Origin of the sequence: Symbiopectobacterium purcellii (genome assembly GCF_019797845.1) — a bacterium.
Lineage (GTDB): Bacteria > Pseudomonadota > Gammaproteobacteria > Enterobacterales > Enterobacteriaceae > Symbiopectobacterium > Symbiopectobacterium purcellii.
Genome location: NZ_CP081864.1, coordinates 2890422 through 2909897 on the forward strand (window position 1 = coordinate 2890422; position 19476 = coordinate 2909897).

Annotated in this window: 16 protein-coding genes and 1 pseudogene; 8 read left to right on the forward strand and 9 right to left on the reverse strand. The window is 50.8% G+C overall.

The genetic code is table 11. From position 1 onward, the window contains the following. The first annotated feature begins 27 nt into the window (after window positions 1-27). The 5 genes from K6K13_RS13680 to K6K13_RS13700 all read left to right on the forward strand — a co-directional run bounded on the left by K6K13_RS13680 (window position 28) and on the right by K6K13_RS13700 (window position 3615). Window positions 28-525: an Lrp/AsnC family transcriptional regulator gene (locus K6K13_RS13680; RefSeq protein WP_222157510.1), complete on the forward strand. Its 498-nt coding sequence runs from the start codon at window positions 28-30 to the stop codon at window positions 523-525. 151 nt (window positions 526-676) lie between these two features. Then, window positions 677-1153 (forward strand): YlaC family protein, encoded by a 477-nt coding sequence (locus K6K13_RS13685; protein WP_222161092.1) that lies wholly within the window; start codon window positions 677-679, stop codon window positions 1151-1153. Window positions 1154-1318: 165 nt separating this feature from the next. Beyond that, window positions 1319-2767: an aminotransferase-like domain-containing protein gene (locus K6K13_RS13690; protein ID WP_222157511.1), complete on the forward strand. Its 1449-nt coding sequence runs from the start codon at window positions 1319-1321 to the stop codon at window positions 2765-2767. A gap of 6 nt (window positions 2768-2773) precedes the next feature. Then, the gene (locus tag K6K13_RS13695; protein ID WP_222157512.1) at window positions 2774-3115 is read left to right on the forward strand and encodes a fimbrial protein; all 342 of its coding nucleotides are present in this window, start codon (window positions 2774-2776) and stop codon (window positions 3113-3115) included. 197 nt (window positions 3116-3312) lie between these two features. Beyond that, window positions 3313-3615, forward strand: a complete 303-nt coding sequence (locus tag K6K13_RS13700) for a YmdA family protein (protein ID WP_222157513.1) — start codon at window positions 3313-3315, stop codon at window positions 3613-3615. A gap of 82 nt (window positions 3616-3697) precedes the next feature. On the opposite strand, the gene K6K13_RS13705 is transcribed toward K6K13_RS13700, so the two are convergent. The 7 genes from K6K13_RS13705 to K6K13_RS13735 form a co-directional block, all read right to left on the reverse strand. Continuing rightward, on the reverse strand, window positions 3698-4168 hold the full coding sequence (locus tag K6K13_RS13705) for a YjjA family protein (RefSeq protein WP_222161093.1): 471 nt from the start codon (window positions 4166-4168) through the stop codon (window positions 3698-3700). Between the two features lie 126 nt (window positions 4169-4294). Further along, window positions 4295-5596, reverse strand: coding sequence for an anaerobic C4-dicarboxylate transporter (locus tag K6K13_RS13710; RefSeq protein ID WP_222157514.1), 1302 nt, complete (start codon window positions 5594-5596; stop codon window positions 4295-4297). A gap of 118 nt (window positions 5597-5714) precedes the next feature. Beyond that, a complete protein-coding gene (aspA, locus tag K6K13_RS13715) occupies window positions 5715-7148 on the reverse strand; it encodes an aspartate ammonia-lyase (protein WP_222157515.1) in 1434 nt (477 codons plus the stop codon). Between the two features lie 434 nt (window positions 7149-7582). Continuing rightward, the gene (locus K6K13_RS13720) at window positions 7583-8581 is read right to left on the reverse strand and encodes a LysR family transcriptional regulator (RefSeq protein ID WP_222157516.1); all 999 of its coding nucleotides are present in this window, start codon (window positions 8579-8581) and stop codon (window positions 7583-7585) included. Window positions 8582-9038: 457 nt separating this feature from the next. Next, a complete protein-coding gene (locus K6K13_RS13725) occupies window positions 9039-9467 on the reverse strand; it encodes a TraR/DksA C4-type zinc finger protein (protein ID WP_252120287.1) in 429 nt (142 codons plus the stop codon). A gap of 617 nt (window positions 9468-10084) precedes the next feature. Further along, window positions 10085-10936, reverse strand: a complete 852-nt coding sequence (locus K6K13_RS13730) for an alpha/beta hydrolase (RefSeq protein ID WP_222157517.1) — start codon at window positions 10934-10936, stop codon at window positions 10085-10087. Between the two features lie 62 nt (window positions 10937-10998). Next, window positions 10999-12180: an isochorismate synthase gene (locus K6K13_RS13735; protein WP_222157518.1), complete on the reverse strand. Its 1182-nt coding sequence runs from the start codon at window positions 12178-12180 to the stop codon at window positions 10999-11001. A gap of 902 nt (window positions 12181-13082) precedes the next feature. Here K6K13_RS13735 and K6K13_RS13740 point away from each other — a divergent pair. From K6K13_RS13740 to K6K13_RS13750, 3 genes are all read left to right on the forward strand, one after another. Continuing rightward, complete coding sequence (locus tag K6K13_RS13740; protein ID WP_222157519.1) at window positions 13083-14018, forward strand: hypothetical protein; 936 nt, start codon at window positions 13083-13085, stop codon at window positions 14016-14018. Between the two features lie 181 nt (window positions 14019-14199). Then, window positions 14200-14586, forward strand: coding sequence for a YidH family protein (locus K6K13_RS13745; protein WP_434064611.1), 387 nt, complete (start codon window positions 14200-14202; stop codon window positions 14584-14586). Then, the gene (locus K6K13_RS13750) at window positions 14579-14908 is read left to right on the forward strand and encodes a DUF202 domain-containing protein (RefSeq protein ID WP_252120288.1); all 330 of its coding nucleotides are present in this window, start codon (window positions 14579-14581) and stop codon (window positions 14906-14908) included. Before K6K13_RS13745 ends, K6K13_RS13750 begins: the two co-directional genes overlap by 8 nt. A 14-nt stretch (window positions 14909-14922) precedes the next feature. Here K6K13_RS13750 and K6K13_RS13755 read toward each other — a convergent pair whose 3' ends face one another. After that, entirely contained in the window at window positions 14923-16344 is a 1422-nt protein-coding gene (locus tag K6K13_RS13755) for an efflux transporter outer membrane subunit (protein WP_434064612.1), read from the reverse strand. Further along, window positions 16337-19475: pseudogene (locus K6K13_RS13760) on the reverse strand (efflux RND transporter permease subunit). The gene K6K13_RS13755 and the pseudogene K6K13_RS13760 overlap by 8 nt, the downstream one beginning before the upstream one ends. Between the last annotated feature and the right edge of the window lies 1 nt (window position 19476).

A 19476-nucleotide genomic window follows, 5' to 3' on the forward strand; every position in this document is an offset into this window, starting at 1 on the left:
GACACTTTATTCAGGAAGTGAACCCTTATGAACGCATTTGATAAAGAAAAAGATGGCATTCGGCAGACAAGACACAAACCGGCAGATTTCGATGCCATTGACCGAAAAATATTAGGCGCACTGGCAGAAGATTCAGGACGCAGTTATAGCGAACTGAGCGAAATTGTGAATCTTTCGGCACCGGCGGTGCACGATCGCGTGAAGCGTTTGAAACGTGACGGGGTTATCAAGGCAACCGTTGCAGTACTGGATGGCTGCAAGCTGGGCCGGACGCTATTAACGTTCATGGTTATTGATACCAGCAGCTATAAAGCAACCCGTGCCCTTCTTCAGTTCACCAGCCGGCGTGAGGTTGAAGAGTTGCATACTGTCGCAGGAGACGGGTGCGTTTTAATCAAGGTGCGCGCGGCCGACACCGAATCTCTGGAAAATTTCCTGATGGAAATTCAGAGTCTGGAAGGGGTTCGCTCAGTGCGCAGCTATATCGCACTGTCCACCTTTCTTGAACGTGGCCCCCCCCCCTGACGAAAGGTAAGTACCCAAGCGGGTAAACTGTTATAGCCAATACAGAGAAAACTGTATCTATTCTCTATGGTACAACTGTGTTGTAATTGAAAAAATATTGTCAGATTCTTGTTGAATCAGAAAAACATCCCTAAGCGTAACGGTGTTGATGATGGATGAAGTAAAACGTCTTCTGACTGAAGAGATTGAACGCCTTAACCAGGAAGAGAAGCGTGATAATAAAATACGCTTTAGCCTAAAATTTATGCACTCGCACCCCTACCTGTTCTCCGCCATGTTGATCAGCTACGTGCCTGTCGCGTTGATTTTATGGTATGCGACTTATTTTGGCCTGCCCTACCTGATTGGCTTCACGGGGTTTATGCTCGTCATGTCTGTGGCGCTTTCGATAGATATCAACCCCAAATATCGCTTTGAAGATATTGATGTGCTGGACTTACGTGTTTGCTATAACGGTGAGTGGTTTACCACACGTCAAATCTCACATGACACCGTAAATAAACTGCTAAGCAATGAACATGTTGCAACGGAAGTAAAAACCGGAATAGCAAAAATCCAATCTACAAAAGGTGAAGTAGGTTTTTACGATGTTTATTCTCTCGCTTATCTTAGAAAAGCCGCAATATAACGCGTAGCGTATAAACCCTCAAAATATCCGCCTCTCCGGTAGAAAGTGCATGTCGTTCATTCCGTCTACTGCATGGCTATTCCACGACTCCCGCACTAACTGTTTACCTCCATGTGGTGATACGCTCTCACCCTATTATCCATCACGGCAAAAAACGGGTGTGCGATGGCCAAGTTCGAGCAATTAGCTTGCCAGATGCGAAAGCAACTGCAGGAGGGGATCTGGCAACCCGGTGACAAGCTTCCGTCACTGCGAGAAAAGTCGATTCACTCTGGTATGAGTCTGATGACGGTACTACGAGCCTATCAATTATTAGAAAGCCAGGGACTGCTTATATCACGCCCACAATCTGGGTATTACGCCGCGCCGCAGTTAGCCGCACCGCCGCTTGATAGCGCCTCCGCCGTAAATGTACAGGCTCGTGTGGAATTGACGGAAGATGTTGACGTTAATGCGTTTATTTTTGATGTGCTTCAAGCCAGCAAGTCTCCCTCTGTCGTTCCTTTTGGCTCAGCATTCCCTGATCCACATCTTTTTCCTCAACGACAATTAACCCGCTCTTTGGCTTCAGTCGCGCGCCGCATGCAGCCACGAAATGCTCTGGATAATCTTCCCCCTGGCAACGAGCAGCTAAGAAAACACATCGCTCAGCGCTACGCATTACAAGGTATTGCCGTTTCACCCGATGAAATCGTCATTACCGCCGGCGCGATGGAATCACTCAATTTGAGTCTTCAGGCACTGACGGTGCCGGGAGATTATGTCGCTATCGAATCGCCTGCCTTTTACGGTGCATTACAGGCCATCGAGCGTTTTAAGCTTAAGGCGATTGCAATAGCCACCGATCCACAACACGGCATAGATCTTGATGCGCTGCATCAGGCGTTGAATGACTATCCCATTAAAGCCTGCTGGCTGATGACCAATTTCCATAACCCGCTCGGCTGCACGCTGTCATGGGAAAATAAACAGCGGCTAGTGGCGATGTTGGAAAAATATGGCGTGGGATTGGTTGAAGATGATGTTTACGGTGAACTGTACTCTGGATTACAGCGGCCGTTACCCGCAAAGGCATTAGACGGCAAAGGGTTGATCCTGCACTGTTCTTCGTTTTCCAAAAATCTGATGACTGGTTTCCGAATCGGTTGGGTGGCGGCCGGCCAACATGCCAGGAATATCCAGCGTTTACAGCTGATGAGCACGCTCTCTGCCAGTGCTCCTATGCAGTTAGCTATCGCAGAATACCTTGCAACAAGCAGCTATGACAGTCACCTACGCCATCTTCGCAAGACGTTAGAACAACGCAAAAATGCGGCGATCCAATCACTCCAGAGCTATCTCCCTTATGACGTTACTATTTACCCTTCCCGCGGCAGCTATTTCCTTTGGTTAGAATTACCTCCCGGTCTCAGCAGCACCACGCTTTACTGGCAAGCGCTAGAGAAAGGGATCAGTATCGCCCCCGGAAAAATGTTCACGACCGGCGACAAATACGATCGCCATTTCCGGTTAAATGTTTCCTATGAATGGGATGAGCGCTGCGAGCAAAGCGTAAAGGCATTAGCAGCACTCATTCAGCAACAAATAAAAGCCATGCACAGTATGAAAATATAAACCGCGATGAGTAATCCCAGAAATCTGCTCGCACTGCGGTGCTACTTAGGTTTTACTGAATGCAATATCGACACCTTTCAAAATGTCGCCATTCAGTTTTTAGGCACCGAAGACACGCACCTTCCCGGTCGACTGGCCTTGGATAGCAGTTCGGGTGCCAAAGGGGTGGCGATTGGAATTTATTACGGCAATAGCCTGGTTACCATCAACAAAAACTCAGCGTGGATCCCCTTGCAGGTTGGTGATAATACCATTCCCTTTTCGGCCCGGATTGAAAGAACGGCAGACGATACACTGCAATCCGGTGACTACACGGCAACGGCACACTTCAAGCTAAGCTATCTCTGAACAGGAGGTGGTCGCGCACCTGAAACGAGCAATGACAACAAAACGTCACATCAGTGATGAAAACCACAAACCTCATTGAGTGAGAAACAAAACCAAAACATTTTATTGGCAAATCTTTAACATTTTAATAAATGTCTTAAAGTTATTTCTAAAGAGTCCGTTGTTAACTAAACGTAGGGCTGTTTGGAGATATCATCATGAGAGCATGGTTTTTGTGTGGCGCACTTCTGTCATGGGCGGGTTTTTCACTGCCCACCGCGATGGCCTCTTCAGCCATCAATACCGGCGTTATTCATATCGTTGGCACCATTGTTGAACCCCCTTGTGATATTTCAACGCAATCACAGCAGGTGACGGCGCAGTGTTTCCGGCAAGGACAACAGCACACGCTCACCCTTGCCAAGCTAACGCAACCGCACACGTTGCCCCAGGGCGTGGGCTATATTGCCCCCCTGTCCTTAAGCGAAACGGTCAAAGTCGTGGTGATCAGTTACCAATAGCGGCAGACCAGCGTCTGCCGCAAAGCGTGATATTGATTACGAGATGCCAGCCTCATCGGTGTGGCCTTCACGGTTCACACCCTCAGGAAAGAAAGGCGATCCCTTGCTTTAGCACCAAATCACAAGCTTTGGTTTTGACTTTTTCGGCCAACGGGGTGCTACCGATATTGTTAAGGTTTAGCGCCTGTCCATCCTTGGTCTGCAACATCCCAGCCATTCCCTGGGTGTAATCCGTTTGTTTCTGTTTTTCCGCGCTGTTCAGCCCCAATTTATCGAGCAATTTATCTTTGATATTTTCAGTATTGGTAGCAGATACCAGCTTCTGCTTGATGCAGTACTGCAAAATACCCGCAGCATTGCCCATGCTACCCGCACTCAATGCCTGCGTACCACCACCGAGTAACCCGGTCAAATTGGTGGTTGAACCCCCGTTTTGCCCAAGCTGGCTGGCAGCACTGGACAACGTATCCTGCCAGTTGGCGGCTTCAAGGTTTCCGGTCATTAACAGGCTGGAAAAAACGGTGCAGTATAGGGTGCGATTTATCAGATTCATCACGCGGTCACTCTGGTTTTTGAAGATGGGTTTAGGAAAACGGGTGCAATAAAAAAGGAGGTACACTGCCGAGCAGTATACCTCCTCTTTCAGGTGGCAACATCAACGGTTGCCAAGCATTCTCCGTTACAGCACGATATTACCGACCACAAAACCGAATACCACGGAAAGCGTAATCGTTAACACCCCTGGCACCAGAAATGCGTGGTTAAAAACATACTTGCCGATGCGGGTCGAACCGGTGTCATCCATTTCCACCGCCGCCAGCAAGGTCGGGTAGGTTGGCAGGACAAACAGGGCTGATACCGCGGCAAAGGAAGCGACCACCGTGACCGGGGAAACGCCAAGCACCAGCGCGGCGGGCAGCAATGCTTTCGCCGTCGCCGCCTGGGAATAGAGCAGCATCGATGCAAAGAACAGCACCACGGCCAACATCCAGGGATAACCTTGCAGCAACGCACCCGCAGTACTCTGGATATCATTGATGTGCGCTTTGACAAAGGTATCCCCCAACCAGGCAACGCCCATCACGCACACGCAAGCACTCATACCCGATTTAAAGGTGCTGGCAGAAAGTACTTTGCTGGTATCAATTTTACAGGTGATGGCAATGAGCGTAGCGATGGTTAGCATGAACACCACAATAGCTTCGTTACGCGGCAACACCGGGTTAGCAATCAGCTTCACCGTATCGCTGATTGCCGTGGCATAACCCACCACGGCAACAATCCCAAGCAGGAACAGCAACACCGACAATTTTGCCCCCGGCTTGATCTCCAACGCACTGGCGGTGCGCACTGACACTTCGCCATTTTTAATCCGCTGTTGATAGACTTCATCATCTTTCAGCTCTTTACCCAGAAAGTTGGTGACAACCGCCGTCAACAGCACCGCAGCAAGTGTGGTAGGGATGCATATTCCCAGCAGCATCAGATAACTGACGCCGTGCGGTTCCAGAATACCGGCAGCAAAAACCACCGCCGCAGAAATTGGCGAAGCGGTGATCGCCACCTGCGAAGCGACGACCGCGATAGAGAGCGGACGCGACGGACGAATCCCCTGCTCTTTCGCCACTTCCGCGATCACCGGCAACGTTGAGAAGGCGGTATGGCCGGTGCCCGCCAGCAGCGTCATAAAGTAGGTAACCAGTGGCGCGAGGAAGGTGACATATTTAGGCTGACGACGTAACAATTTCTCCGCCAGACTGACCAGATAATCCATGCCTCCTGCTACCTGCATGGCCGCAATGGCGGCGATCACCGCCATAATGATTTCGATCACATCAAACGGTATGGCGCCCGGTTTGATATGAAGACCCAGCGTCAGCACCAGCACCCCTAACCCACCGGCAAAGCCGATACCGATGCTACCAAGACGAGATCCTAGATAAATGGCAAGCAGAACGACAAAGAGTTCCACGACAAGCATACAATGCTCCTTAACGATGGTTAAAAGTCGTGCGATGGTATTGTTGTTATTATCTTTTTTTTATTAATGGACATCAGGCACAGGGCTACCCTGTGCCTGCGGTTAATCACTGGGAAAGTTAGGCGTTTTCGTCGGTGTAACGCTTCGCTTTGTAGGCCGGATGCATCAGGTTTTGCGTGGAGAAAATGTCATCCAGCTCACTTTCGGTCAGAAGACCGCGCTCCAGCACGACTTCACGTACGCTCTTGCCGGTTTCAGCGCAAATCTTGCCGACGATGTCGCCATTGTGGTGACCAATAAACGGGTTGAGGTAAGTCACAATGCCGATGGAGTTAAACACGTAGGCTTCGCATACCGCTTTGTTGGCGGTGATGCCGTTGACGCATTTTTCCAGCAGGTTGTAGCAGGCGTTGGTGAGGATGTGGATAGATTCGAACATCGCCTGACCGATGACCGGCTCCATCACGTTAAGCTGCAACTGACCCGCTTCAGAGGCCATGGTGACGCAGGTGTCATTGCCGATCACCTTGAAGCACACCTGATTGACCACTTCCGGCACCACCGGATTGACCTTGGCTGGCATGATGGAAGAACCCGCCTGCAATTCCGGCAGGTTGATTTCATTGAGGCCAGCGCGCGGACCGGAAGAGAGCAAGCGCAGGTCGTTACAGATTTTCGACATCTTCACGGCCAGACGTTTCAGCGCACCGTGCACCATCACGTAAGCGCCGCAGTCTGAGGTGGCTTCGATCAAATCTTCAGCCGGTACGCACGGCAGACCGCTCACTTCCGCCAGACGTTGTACCGCAAGATGCTGGTACTCATCCGGCGTATTCAGTCGTGTACCGATGGCTGTCGCGCCCAGATTCACTTCCAGCAGCAATTCACCGGTGCGCAGCAAGTTTTTGTTCTCTTCTTTCAGCAGTACGTAGAAGGCATGAAATTCCTGGCCCAGCGTCATCGGCACCGCATCCTGCAACTGGGTACGCCCCATCTTCAGGATGGTTTCGAATTCTTTGGCCTTGCGCTCAAAACCGTCAGCCAACTGCGTGATGGCTTCAACCAGTTTCAGGATGGAACTGTACACCGCAATACGAAAGCCAGTGGGATAGGCATCGTTGGTAGACTGACACTTGTTCAGGTGATCGTTGGGATTGAGGTACTGGTATTCGCCTTTATTGTGGCCCATCAGTTCCAGACCAATGTTAGCCAGCACTTCATTGGTGTTCATGTTCACCGAGGTGCCCGCACCGCCCTGATACACATCAACCGGGAATTGGTCCATGCATTTGCCGTTGTTCAATACTTCATCGCAGGCGCGAATAATGGTATCGGCAATCGGGCGGGGAATGGTTTTCAATTCACGGTTCGCCAGCGCAGCCGCTTTTTTAACCATCACCATCGCGCGCACAAATTCAGGAATATCACTGATTTTATGATTACTGATATAAAAGTTCTCGATGGCCCGCAAGGTATGAATACCATAATAGGCGTCGGAGGAAACTTCACGGGTACCCAACAGATCTTCTTCAATACGAATGTTATTTGACATAGTCACTATTCCTTTTTTTAGTTCATGAACCGTTTTTATTGTTGACCCACCGGTTCACGCTGCTTACAAATAGGGTCCATGGATTCGTCAGCCAATAAAAGGCCGCACGATATTTCTCAATATCGAGTAATATTAATGCGTTGCGAATGTTGTGATGCGTGACCTAAAGACGTTTCTCCGGTCACGTTACCAACGCGGCACATTATTCAGATATATACCCTAAATAATTCGAGTTGCAGGAAGGCGGCAAGTGAACGAATCCCGATAAGCTTACTCAGGTAAGTGATTCGGGTGAGCGAACGCAGCCAACGCATCTGCAACTTGAAGTATGACGGGTATACGACGCACCACATCAGAGATGCGTATTTAATCTTTCTGTAATAGCGCCTTGCGCTATTTCATTACCTTTGATTTTTTACTGAAATTCGTTGTCCTTATTCCGACGTTTCATCGGCATTGATTGAAACTAATTTTTCAATACCGCGATGCAGGCTTTCCAGTTTAGGAATAAATACCGTTTCGATAATTTCACGGGTCACGACACAGGCCTCTTGAACAAAGGCGCTGTATTCATCACGATGCGCCAAAATGTACAACGAGCGCCTCATGTTCAACTGTTCGGGCATATGGGTCAGTACCTGACGCGAATAGGCTTCCGATTGTAAAAAACTGATCGGTGTGGTCACCGCCCACCCCAAACCTGCGGCCACCATCGCGGTCAGGGTATCCGCATTATCAAACTCGAGCTGATTGGGTACGCGGATATCCAGCCGACGCAGATAACGCTCAATCTGCATGCCAATCTGTGAGTTGCGGTTAAAACGAACCAAAGGCATGGTGGCCGAAAGCTCGCGAAGATCTTCAATCGTCCTGATACGCTTGCGATACTCCGGTGGCGTGATGATGAAGTAGCCTTCAGAGAACAGGCGATAACGCACCACGCTGTCGCTGTCCATCAGCGGATCGCTGGTCACGATAAGATCCAGTTCACGTCGGATCAGCGCCTCCCCCTGCTGCGGACTCAGCCCGGTTCTGATTAACAACTGAGACGAACTGCTTAACAAGCGTTTGGTAAATACCGAGCCGCAGGTGATCGCAAAGGAATCTACCAGGCCGATACGCAGATCCGGTTTGATGCCCTTACCCGCTTCCAGCACCTGTGCTTTCAGGTTGGCAATTTCCTGCGTCAACACCTCGCCGCGATTTTTCAGCGCAATGCCATAGGGTGTCAGTACAAACGGACGGCGCGTGCGGTTTACCAGCATCACGCCAAAATCATCTTCCAACTGGCGAATGGTCTGCGACACAGCCGATGGCGTCAGCCCTAACCGGGAAGCGGCCGCTGTCATGCTTCCCTCTTCCGCTACGGTCACAAAAACCTGAACGGCATACATATCTATCGATTTATTGGCTGACATTGTTTTTTTAACCATTGAATATCGTCCGCGTTGTCATCACCATCAATCCGGTTCAGCACGCGATGGACCTGACGTTCTTTCGCTTTGGCGAGAGCCGCAGACCTTGTCACTGAGACCAGCTTAGAGAGCCGAGCATAGAAAAAATGTAAAACAAGTCACTGATTAATTTTTTCTTATAACTAGATTTAGCTACACTCAAGGTATCACATCGTGATAATTCACTGTGGGAAACGAATAATTCACTATTTTTTCTGCCACAATCCGCCCGTAACAGAGAGCACTTCTCTGCGAGAATTTGTGCTATCCATACGTATTTTATAGGTATTTGCCCCAACGCTGCGTCAGGGCAAGGTGTATCGTGGTGTGTATTGCACGTGTTATCGGCGACAGATGCAAGGCCGATTTAAGGAAGACAGGCATACGCCATGCGTTATCAAGGTGGGCAAACAGCGTGATAGCATACCGTGTCAGGTTATTTCACCTTGCGGTACTGGGGCTCACGCTGTTCTTGCGTCTGTTTGGCATCAATACTGCGTTCCGCCGTTGGGCGTAGCAGCAACCGGCGCAGGCCAATGGGCTCTCCGGTTTCAATACAATAGCCATAGTCTCCCATTTCGATACGGCGCAACGCATCATCGACCTTTGGCAACAAGCGACTTTCTCTGTCGATTTGTCTGAACAACATGCGTAGTTCTTCTTCATGGGCTGCTTTGTCAACATCATCACCACTGGTATCGTAGCGATAGATCTCTCCTTTCAGCTCCCCAATGTGCGCCAGAATCGTCTGCCGCTCCGTTTCCAACCGCCGGCGGAAAAAATCCCGCTGCGCGCTATTCATATAGTCTGCTTCGGACATGGCCAGCAGCGTTTGTTCATCAATAGGCTGCGTTGAATCGTTCATTCAGGCTCCTCATGTTGTTCTATCTCCACGCTGTGCAATCCATTCAACATCCACAGCAAGGTGCGCAAGCAAGGTGCGCAAGCAAGGTGCGCAAGCAAGGTGCGCAAGCAAGGTGCGCAAGCAAGGTGCGCAAGCAAGGTGCGCAAGCAAGGTGCGCAAGCAAGGTGCGCAAGCAAGGTGCGCAAGCAAGGTGCGCAAGCAAGGTGCGCAAGCAAGGTGCGCAAGCAAGGTGCGCAAGCAAGGTGCGCAAGCAAGGTGCGCAAGCAAGGTGCGCAAGCAAGGTGCGCAAGCAAGGTGCGCAAGCAAGGTGCGCAAGCAAGGTGCGCAAGCAAGGTGCGCAAGCAAGGTGCGCAAGCAAGGTGCGCAAGCAAGGTGCGCAAGCAAGGTGCGCAAGCAAGGTGCGCAAGCAAGGTGCGCAAGCAAGGTGCGCAAGCAAGGTGCGCAAGCAAGGTGCGCAAGCAAGGTGCGCAAGCCACGCGCTCAATATATTATAACATAACATTAATTATTTTGACTCTTTATGTAATAACAAATTCACCCTGCGCAAACTGTGTTCATTCACATAAAATAAGAAAATAGCTTCACGATTCACCCGTTTCGTCAATGATTCAGTGCTCTCAGCGCTGAAAATGGTGCATAAACGCCTGCTGTAACGAAAGCAGCGGGACAGATTGATGAGACTGCCCGGCATGAATAAAAAGCGAAACGTCGAGCTTATCGCGGTCCGCCGCCTGTAATCGCCACGACAGCTCACGAACGCCATCAACCATCCGGCGCTGGCGTCGATGCTGCCGCAACGCTTCCCTCTGTACCTCGGGCAATGCCAACTCCCACCGCTCCAGCGATTGTTCCCACTCTCCCACGGATAAAAACAGCACGGGTGCAGCAGAGAGCTCCTCTGTCACCTCAGCCTGCAAAAAGTCTGTAGCAATCTCATTGATATAGCCCTCGTTCCACCACACCGAAGGACTGGAGGCATAGTAGTGTTGAAAGGCATGGCGGCAGGTAAACAAGGTATTGAGCGTAAACAGCCCACCGTAGGAGTGGCCAAATAAGGCTTCCCTCCTGGGATCGACAGAGAACGCTTGTCGGATATAGGGCTTCAGTTCATGTTGAATGAACGCCAGAAATGCCTCTGACTGTCCTGCCAGCCCACTCGGGTAGTATCCGCCGCGAGGATTTGGTTCAGGAACCCGCTGCGCCACTGCCGGACGATAATCCCGTTCACGCAGCGTCCCTTCCAAATAACCGATCGCCACCACGACACCCGGCGTCATACAACACCGCGGGCGCGCCAGTGTACGCATCAGGGTTTCCGCCACCGGGAAATGGACTTCTCCATCAAGCAGATAAATCACCGGCCATCCTTGCTCTGGCGCTGGCTCATCGGGCCAGGCAATAAACAGCTGGTAGTCCCCGCAGGTGGAAGAAGTGAAAATCTCCTTCCGCGTTGGATAGTGCTGATACAAAAATGACACTCCTCTTGTTCTGTTCCCTGTCCTGAGGCACCGAGAGGCTAAGCAAAAACAGATCAGCCCGGCAACTGTAATCCCAGCGCACGCAGCATAGTCCCCATTTTCCCCGCGATCTCTTCCCACTCTTTTTGTCCGTCAGAGCCTTCTACGATCCCGGCACCGGCGAAAAAGCGCACCTGCTGCTGCCGGATGATGGCACTGCGGATGATAATAGCCCATTCACCGTCGCCGTGTTCATCGCTCCATCCCACAATCCCGCTGAATAACCCACGATCGTAGGGTTCCAATTCAGCAATCAACTGACGTGCCGCTGCCGTCGGCGTACCGCACATCGCCGGCGTGGGATGCAGCAAACAAGCCAGTTGTATGACACTATTATCCGTTTGGTACAGTTCACCTTCAATAGGCGAGGAAAGGTGCCACATGGTGTTGGTTGCTAACAATGAAGGGGCCGAGGGTGTGATAAGTTGACGGCATAAAGGGCGTAAATGCCGGGCAATATCGTCCACTACCATGCGGTGTTCCTGCTGATCTTTATGTGAATCCAGCAATTGCTGACACTGCAGTTTATCGTGCTGCGGGTCTTGATGACGACAAATTGAGCCTGCCAAGGGGTTACTCCAGATACGCCGCGCATTTTTGCGAATCAACAATTCTGGACTAGCGCCGACTAAAATCCCCCCCTCCGGCAGAGGCAGAGAAAAGTGATAAGCATGGGGGTTTTGCGCCCGCAAATTGTTCATGACTGCCGAGCAATCTATTGGCTGTGCGACGTCCACATCAAGCAGACGCGACAACACCACTTTGCGGATTTCCCCCTGACGCACGCAACGTAGTGCAGCCCCTACGGCAGATTGAAAATGCCGAACGTCAGGCATGCTGTTCACCTGGGTGATCGTAGCGATGGGGCTCGCACTGTTACTCAATGCAAGCGAGGTATCAGCCTGTCTGAAGGTAAAATGGTAGTGCAGCGGAATGAACAAGCAGGATGGACGACAGGTATCAAAAGGAATAGCACCGACCACAAGCGGCGCGGACACGCCTTGCGCCCGTGCTCGCGCCATGGTCGCTTGTATCTTTTGCCACAGGGATTGGCCATTATCACCGTCGGTTTGCGCAGGTTGTGAAATCCGTTCAAAAATGCCCGAAGCGCTCACACACCGGTGTGTGGAGTAATAAGAGAAATCTACCGGTGTTTCTGACGGGTTACTGGTCTGGGTTACAATAGCATCCAACATCGTGTCACCTTAAATGATGAAATTAAACACGCCTGATTGATCTCATGCGGATACTCACATCTTGTGAAACGGATCGTTATTTCGCGCACACCTTCACGTAATTTATAAATATCAATCATCAATAAAACGATTTTTTAATTTAAATCCGTCCCACCTACCCAGACACACTCCCCCCGGGTCTCCGGCCTGCATAGTAGGTTGCAGGGTTACCACGCTAACTCAATTGATAATCATTATCAACAAGTAAAGTTGAGCGATACGGGTGCTATTAGGAAAAAAGAAATAAAAACAAGACAGGAGGGGATAAAAAGGCACCTCAATATACGACGAGCACTAATCACTCTTGATACTGCATACCGAACACATACTTGTAACCTGAGACTGTTATATCAAATTATTATTATCATCCCTATTTATCATCGGTATACATCACACCGCATTCACATTGCAGAAAGGCAGTCACTGAATAAAGCCCCGTGTACTGAATGAAGAATGATTCACATGAATGAATGCAACCCCTTACAGAATGACAGATAGAATAAAGAAGGAAATGCCGTCAAGACGGGCATACTTTTTTTACTTATCAAAAAGGCCGGATATCCGTTGACAGATAAACGTAGCGTTATTTGTAATTAGCCTATAAATTCGCGTGCTACGCTTCAATCAGTACTTTATATATCATCGTTGGATAATAAAATGCTACGAATACTCAACGCCAATAGCTCGACCTACTGCTTAAAGGCCGTCTCGATCAGGAGGAGTCTCTTTTATTAAAAAACCGACTGTATTACAACAATACGCTACATCGACTCAAAAATAAATTAATTGGCACGCTGTCACAATGCAACCGAAACATCCTTCGTATCAACAATAAAATCCCATGTTCCGAAAATAAAATAGCATTGAGTGGCTCCACCTCTATCCCACAGGAATATGACGGTTACATTACGGACACGCTCTCTGGTGACAAAATGACCATGAACAACTGTCTGGCACATACCCGAGAGATGGCGAATTATGCGAAGACACAATTTGAAGCGGAAACGACCCAATTGCATCATATTTTTACCACCACAATCAAAGACACCCAGCTAAGTATCGGTGAAATTAATAGCCAGATCACCGCATTAAATACCGCGCTGGAGCAGCAACAATCCTCCGCTGATGAAGCCCTACACCAGGTTGACTCGAGTTACTCCCACAATAAAGCCATCAAAAACCTGAAATTAGTATTAAAGGAGATTAAGAAGCAGGAGAAATATAACCAGAACGCAGCAACTGCGCAGTACGTCTCGCCCACTCCCGCTACCACCAGCGAGAGTGCAACGGCCGCATCAGAGATGGACATTGCAGGCATTACGGCAATTATAAATGGAAATCAATTGGTTAAGCCTTCACCCCACCGAGACAGGCAACCGATCACCTATACCTTAATCAAGAATGAAAATGAAGCCATGCTGATCTCGCTGACCCAAAATCTGGGTAAAGACGTCATCAGCAACGCCTTTAAACATGACACGATACACATCCTGTCAACGCTAAAAACAACGGCGAGTGAAGCACTCCCTGACACCGACGTGCGCGCTAAACTTAATGAAATTCTGAGCGTACTTGACAGTGCCAGCACATTTACACCCGCATTGATTAGCGAAGGGCAATATGTGGCATTGGCACAAAAGCTGCTGCTTGCTTACAACGCCGAAGAACCTGCTCGACAGGCTCTATTGAATCAGGCTCAGGCGATATTACAGCCAACCCCTCTCACCTCCGCGCTAAACAGCGAAAAAATCAATACGCTAATCCGCTATCTCACGACGGATGGTCTACACGATAGCTGACGCTTTTGCCAACGGCTGCGGTAGCCGTTTGATTTTCTCGTCTTGATGCCCACAATAATGCCATCATCACACCTGACAGATGCGACGACGACAGGTAAAATGGCCGCACCCCCATGAACCGGTGCTACCTTATACCGTTCAGTCTGGCTGCATTAGCACCTATCAATCGTGAAGAAGAATGATGACCACACCGCCATCGCCATCGCCATCGCCATCAGAGAAAAAGCCCTGGTGGCAGCAAGGAAAAACCCCTGATTACCGTTTTTCTCTGGCCAACGAGCGTACCTTTCTTGCCTGGATTCGAACCGCGCTGGCCTTTTTGGCGGGTGCCATTGCTATCGATCAGTTCACCGTCAATCTGGCAACCCCTATGGTCCGGCAGAGTCTGGCGCTGTTACTGGTGCTGAGTGCCGCCGTACTCGGTGGGCTGGCCTACTTTCGCTGGGCGCGCAGCGAAAATGCCATGCGCCAGGAACAAGACATGCCCTATAGCCCACTACTGCTACTGGTAACGCTGTTTGTTACCGCCGTCGCCATGGTGCTGGCCGTGGTGGTTATCGTTGGTTAACCGCGTGCCCGCTGCTCCCGATCCGGGGCTACAACCGCAACGAACTGGCATGGCCTGGTCACGATCTGTGCTATTGGCACTGATCGTCAGTATGCTCTGTTTTCGTTTTAGTCTCTATCGCGACTCAGGATTAGCGCTGTGGTGCAGCGTACTGCTGTTGGCACTCGCTGTGGTGATGGTGGCGATGAGCGTGTGGCGCTTACGCTTTTCGCATCAACGCCCTGCATCAAGCGCCACCGTGGTTCGCTATGCCATCGCGTTTTGTTCCCTCTCCGTGGTGGTAACCGCGCTGGTACTAGCCTATAGCATCCTGCAATATTAGTTCGGCTGACGTAGTCAGAGCAGCGAGACGCCACCGCCCAACGCATTATAGAGCGTGACCAAATTATCCAGCCGGGTCTGTTCCAGCGTAATCAATCCCTGCTGTGCACTGTAAAGTGTGCGCTGTCCCTCCAGTAGGTTCAGGTAAGTGTCCACCCCTTCCCGGTAACGACGCTCTGCCAGGCGATAGCTACGCTCAGCGGCAGCCACATAGTCACGCTGCGCGGCGAGCTCTTCATCAATAGTCCCTTTGCGTGCCAGCGCATCAGCCACCTCTTTAAACGCAGATTGGATCGCTTTTTCATAGCTGGCAATGTAGCCCTGTTTCTGTGCCTTGGCATAATCCAGCGACGCTTGATTAGCACCGCCGTCAAAGAGCGGCAGACTAATACCTGGAGCAAACGACCACACTCCGGCACCGCCACTGAACAGGGAAGACAGCGCCGTGCTGCTGACCCCACCACTTCCCGTTAACGTTACCTTTGGAAAAAACGCTGCACGGGCGGCACCAATATTGGCATTCGCTGACTTGAGATTGTGTTCAGCTTCCTGCACGTCGGGACGCTGCAGTAACGTGGACGAATCAACACCAGCCGCAACGGGCGCAATAGCGTACTGCAATGACGCCAGGTTTTCTGGCAACAACACCTCCTGCACGGTTTGCCCAACCAGAAGGTTCAGCGCATTAAGGTACTGCGCACTGCTTGTCGTATTGCTGGCAACATCCGCGCGCGCCTGCTGGTATACCGTTTCTGCCTGCGCAACATCCACACCCGAAGCCACACCGTTACGCTGACGCTGACGAGTGACGTCCAGCGAAGCCTGAGCACTCTGCAATGTATGTTGCGACAAAACCAGATCACTGCGTGCTTTGGCCAGCGCAATATACGCCGTGGTTGTGTCCGCAATCAGCGTCAAACGAACACTTTTCTCCGCCTCCTGCGTTGAGAGATAGCTCTCCAGCGCGGCTTGAGTCAAGCTATGCACGCGCCCAAACAAGTCCAACTCAAACGAACTGCTGGACACCGAAGCACTGTAGGTTTGTGAGATCTGGGTGTTATTGGCACTGCCTGGTGAGGTTGCGCTGAGCGCGCGGCCTCGGCTTCCCTCCCCCCCGGCATTCACCGTTGGTCGCTGCGCAGCCCTCTGGATACCATACTGAGCACGGGCAGCCTCAACATCGGAAACCGCCTTGCGCAAATCGCGGTTGTCATTCAATGCCAATTCAATGACCTGACGCAATTTCTCATCGGCGATAACCTGACGCCAGGGAACTTCGCTCGCCGCCGGCATATTTTTCTCTGGCGTAAGATAGCCAGCCCCCTGTGGCCATGCCTTTTCTACCGGTACAGTGGGTCGCTGGTAGTGAGGTTCCAGCGATAAACATCCGCTTAATAACCAAGGAAAAATCACCGTAATCCATTTCAGATTATGCATCATCATTATTCTCTTCTCTGGGCGTATTGGGCTGTGCAATGCCCTTCTTTATTTGAGGAAATCGACGCCGTACCAACATAAAAAACATCGGAACCAGAAAAACAGTCAGAAAGGTTGCCGTTAGCGTACCGCCAACAATGCCCGAACCGATGGAAACTCGGCTATTCGCTCCGGCACCTGTGGCTAACGCCAACGGCAGTACCCCCATGATGAATGCGAGCGAGGTCATTAATACCGGGCGCAGCCGGATCGATGCACCTTCCAGCGCTGCATCAAACAGTGTCGCCCCTCGCCGGTATGCCAGCTCGGCAAATTCGACAATAAGGATGGCATTCTTGGCGGAAAGGCCAATGGTGGTTAACAGCGCAACCTGGAAGTAAACATCGTTCTCCAGTCCGCGTAGCGTTGCTGCTAAAACCGCCCCGATCACACCAAGGGGGATCACCAGCATCACCGAAAAAGGAATACTCCAGCTTTCATACAAAGCAGCCAGGCACAAAAACACCACCAAAATGGAAATGGCATACAGTGCAGAGGTTTGCCCTCCTGCCAGACGCTCTTGGTAAGAGAGACCACTCCAGGCATAAGTCGAACCTTGTGGTAACGAGTAAGCCAAACGCTGCATCTCATCCATCGCTTCGCCAGAACTGACGCCCGATGCACCACTACCTTGAATTTCATAGGAAGCAAGACCGTTGTAACGCGATAAACTCTCCGGCCCATAAGTCCAATGTGTAGTAGCAAAAGCGGAGAATGGCGTCATCGTATTATTGCTACCGCGCACCTGCCATTGTTCCAGATCTTCCGGTTTGCTACGCGTGTCGGTGTCGCCTTGCATATACACTTTTTTCACTCGCCCACGATCGAGGAAATCGTTAATGTAAGTCCCCCCCATGCACTGCTCAGTGTTGACGTGACATCGCTGAGGGAAAGGCCAAGTGCATTCGCTTTTGCGTTATCGATTTGCAATTGCGGCATCTGAGCCAACTCATTGGGCCGAACCGCGGACAGTAACGGACTCTGCCGCGCGTCACTTAATAACGTGTCGCGCAGCGCTAAAAGTTGCGTACGATCGGTGGTGCCGCTGGCCTGTAGCTCAAAGGTAAACCCGCTAGTTTGCCCCAGACCGTCCACAGCGGGTGGCGTCAAGGTGAAGACTTGAGCGTCACGCAGGGACGAAAATGCAGCCATTGCTCGTTTGGCAATGGTATCCGCGCGATTTTCCTCTCCTTGCCGCTGACGCCAATTTTTCAAGGCGACAAATGCCATGCCCGCATTTTGTCCACTACCACTAAAGCCAAACCCTGTAATGACGAATATCGCTTCCGTATTCTCCTTTTCCTCCGTCAGGAAATAGTTTTCTATTGCTTTCCCTATTTTCTCTGTACGTACCGCCGTTGCACCCGGAGGAAGAGTGAATTGCACCATCACATCCCCTTGATCTTCTGTGGGCAAAAATCCGCTCGGTAAACGGACAAACATCACCCCCATCAGCACCACAATCGCCGCATAAATCAACACAAAGCGTCCTGGATGACGCAGAATCTGCGCAACCTGTTGACGGTGTCTCCCCTGCAAATGCTGATAGCCGCGATTAAATCGTGCAAAAAAACCCGATCCGTTTTCCACATGTGAGACGGGACGCAAAAGAGAGGCGCACAGTGCGGGTGTAAGCGTTAATGCGACGAGAACCGATAACGCCATAGACGACACAATCGTGATAGAGAACTGACGATAGATAACGCCCGTCGAACCACCAAAAAACGCCATCGGCAGAAAGACTGCACTCAGCACCAGAGCCACGCCGATCAACGCACTGGAAATTTCCTGCATGGATCGTTCCGTAGCAACCACGGGAGACAACCGCTGCTCACGCATCAAGCGTTCGACGTTTTCCACAACGACGATGGCATCATCCACCAGTAATCCAATGGCCAACACCATACCGAACAACGTCAGCGTATTGATTGAATAACCGAAAATTGCCAGAACACCAAATGTCCCAAGCAAGACGACAGGGACGGCGACAGCAGGAATAAGCGTAGCTCGCCAGTTTTGCAGAAAAAGGAACATGACCGCTACCACCAGTGCGATAGCTTCAAACAGTGTTTTGACGACTTCTTCGATAGATATTTTGATGAAGTCGGTACTGTCTTTCGGGTACGCGACGCGGTATCCCTCTGGCATGGTAGGTGCATACTCAGCCACTTTCGCTTTTACGCGCTCTGCGGTCGCCAACGCATTCGATCCAGGCGCCAACATCACGGCAATCCCTGCCGCGGGATGCCCGTTAAGACGGGTGATGATGCTGTAATCTTCATCACCCAATTCAACCCGCGCCACGTCGCTCAAACGTACAACGGCACCACTACTGTCACTTTTAACAATAATGTTGTTAAACTGGTCCACCGTTTTCAATTGTGATTGCGCCATGACGGTCGCCGTCAACTGTTGCTCGCTGCGAGATGGCAATGCACCTATCTTGCCCGCAGCAACTTGCACGTTCTGCGCTTCTACTGCCGTCGAAATATCCGAAGGCATCAAGCTATACGCAGCCAGTTGTGTTGGGTTTAGCCAAATACGCATCGCATATTGAGAACCAAAAACCTGAACATTACCTACGCCTTCTACACGTGCCAGCGGATCCTGCAAATTACTTACCATATAGTCAGCAATATCAGAGGAGCTACTGCGATCGCGACTGTCGTACAACGACATGATAAGCAGAAAGTTACTTTGTGCTTTGGTAACCGTCACGCCTTGTTGCTGAACCTCTGTCGGCAAACGGTTCAGTGCCTGCTGTACCTTGTTCTGCACCTGAGCAGTATCCGGGTCAGTGCCCTGAGCAAACGTGACCGTGATTTTCACATCGCCACTGGAACTGCTGGATGATGAGAAATAGAGCAAGCCATCCAACCCGGTAAGCTGCTGTTCAATGATCTGCGTTACGCTGTTTTCCAACGTCTCGGCAGAAGCACCGGTATAGGTCGCTTTAATAGACACAGAGGGGGGGCGACATCCGGATATTGTGCAATGGGCAGAGAGGAAATGGCTAACGCCCCAGTCAACATAATGACAATCGAGATAACCCAGGCGAATACCGGGCGATGAATAAAGAAACGTGAAAACATG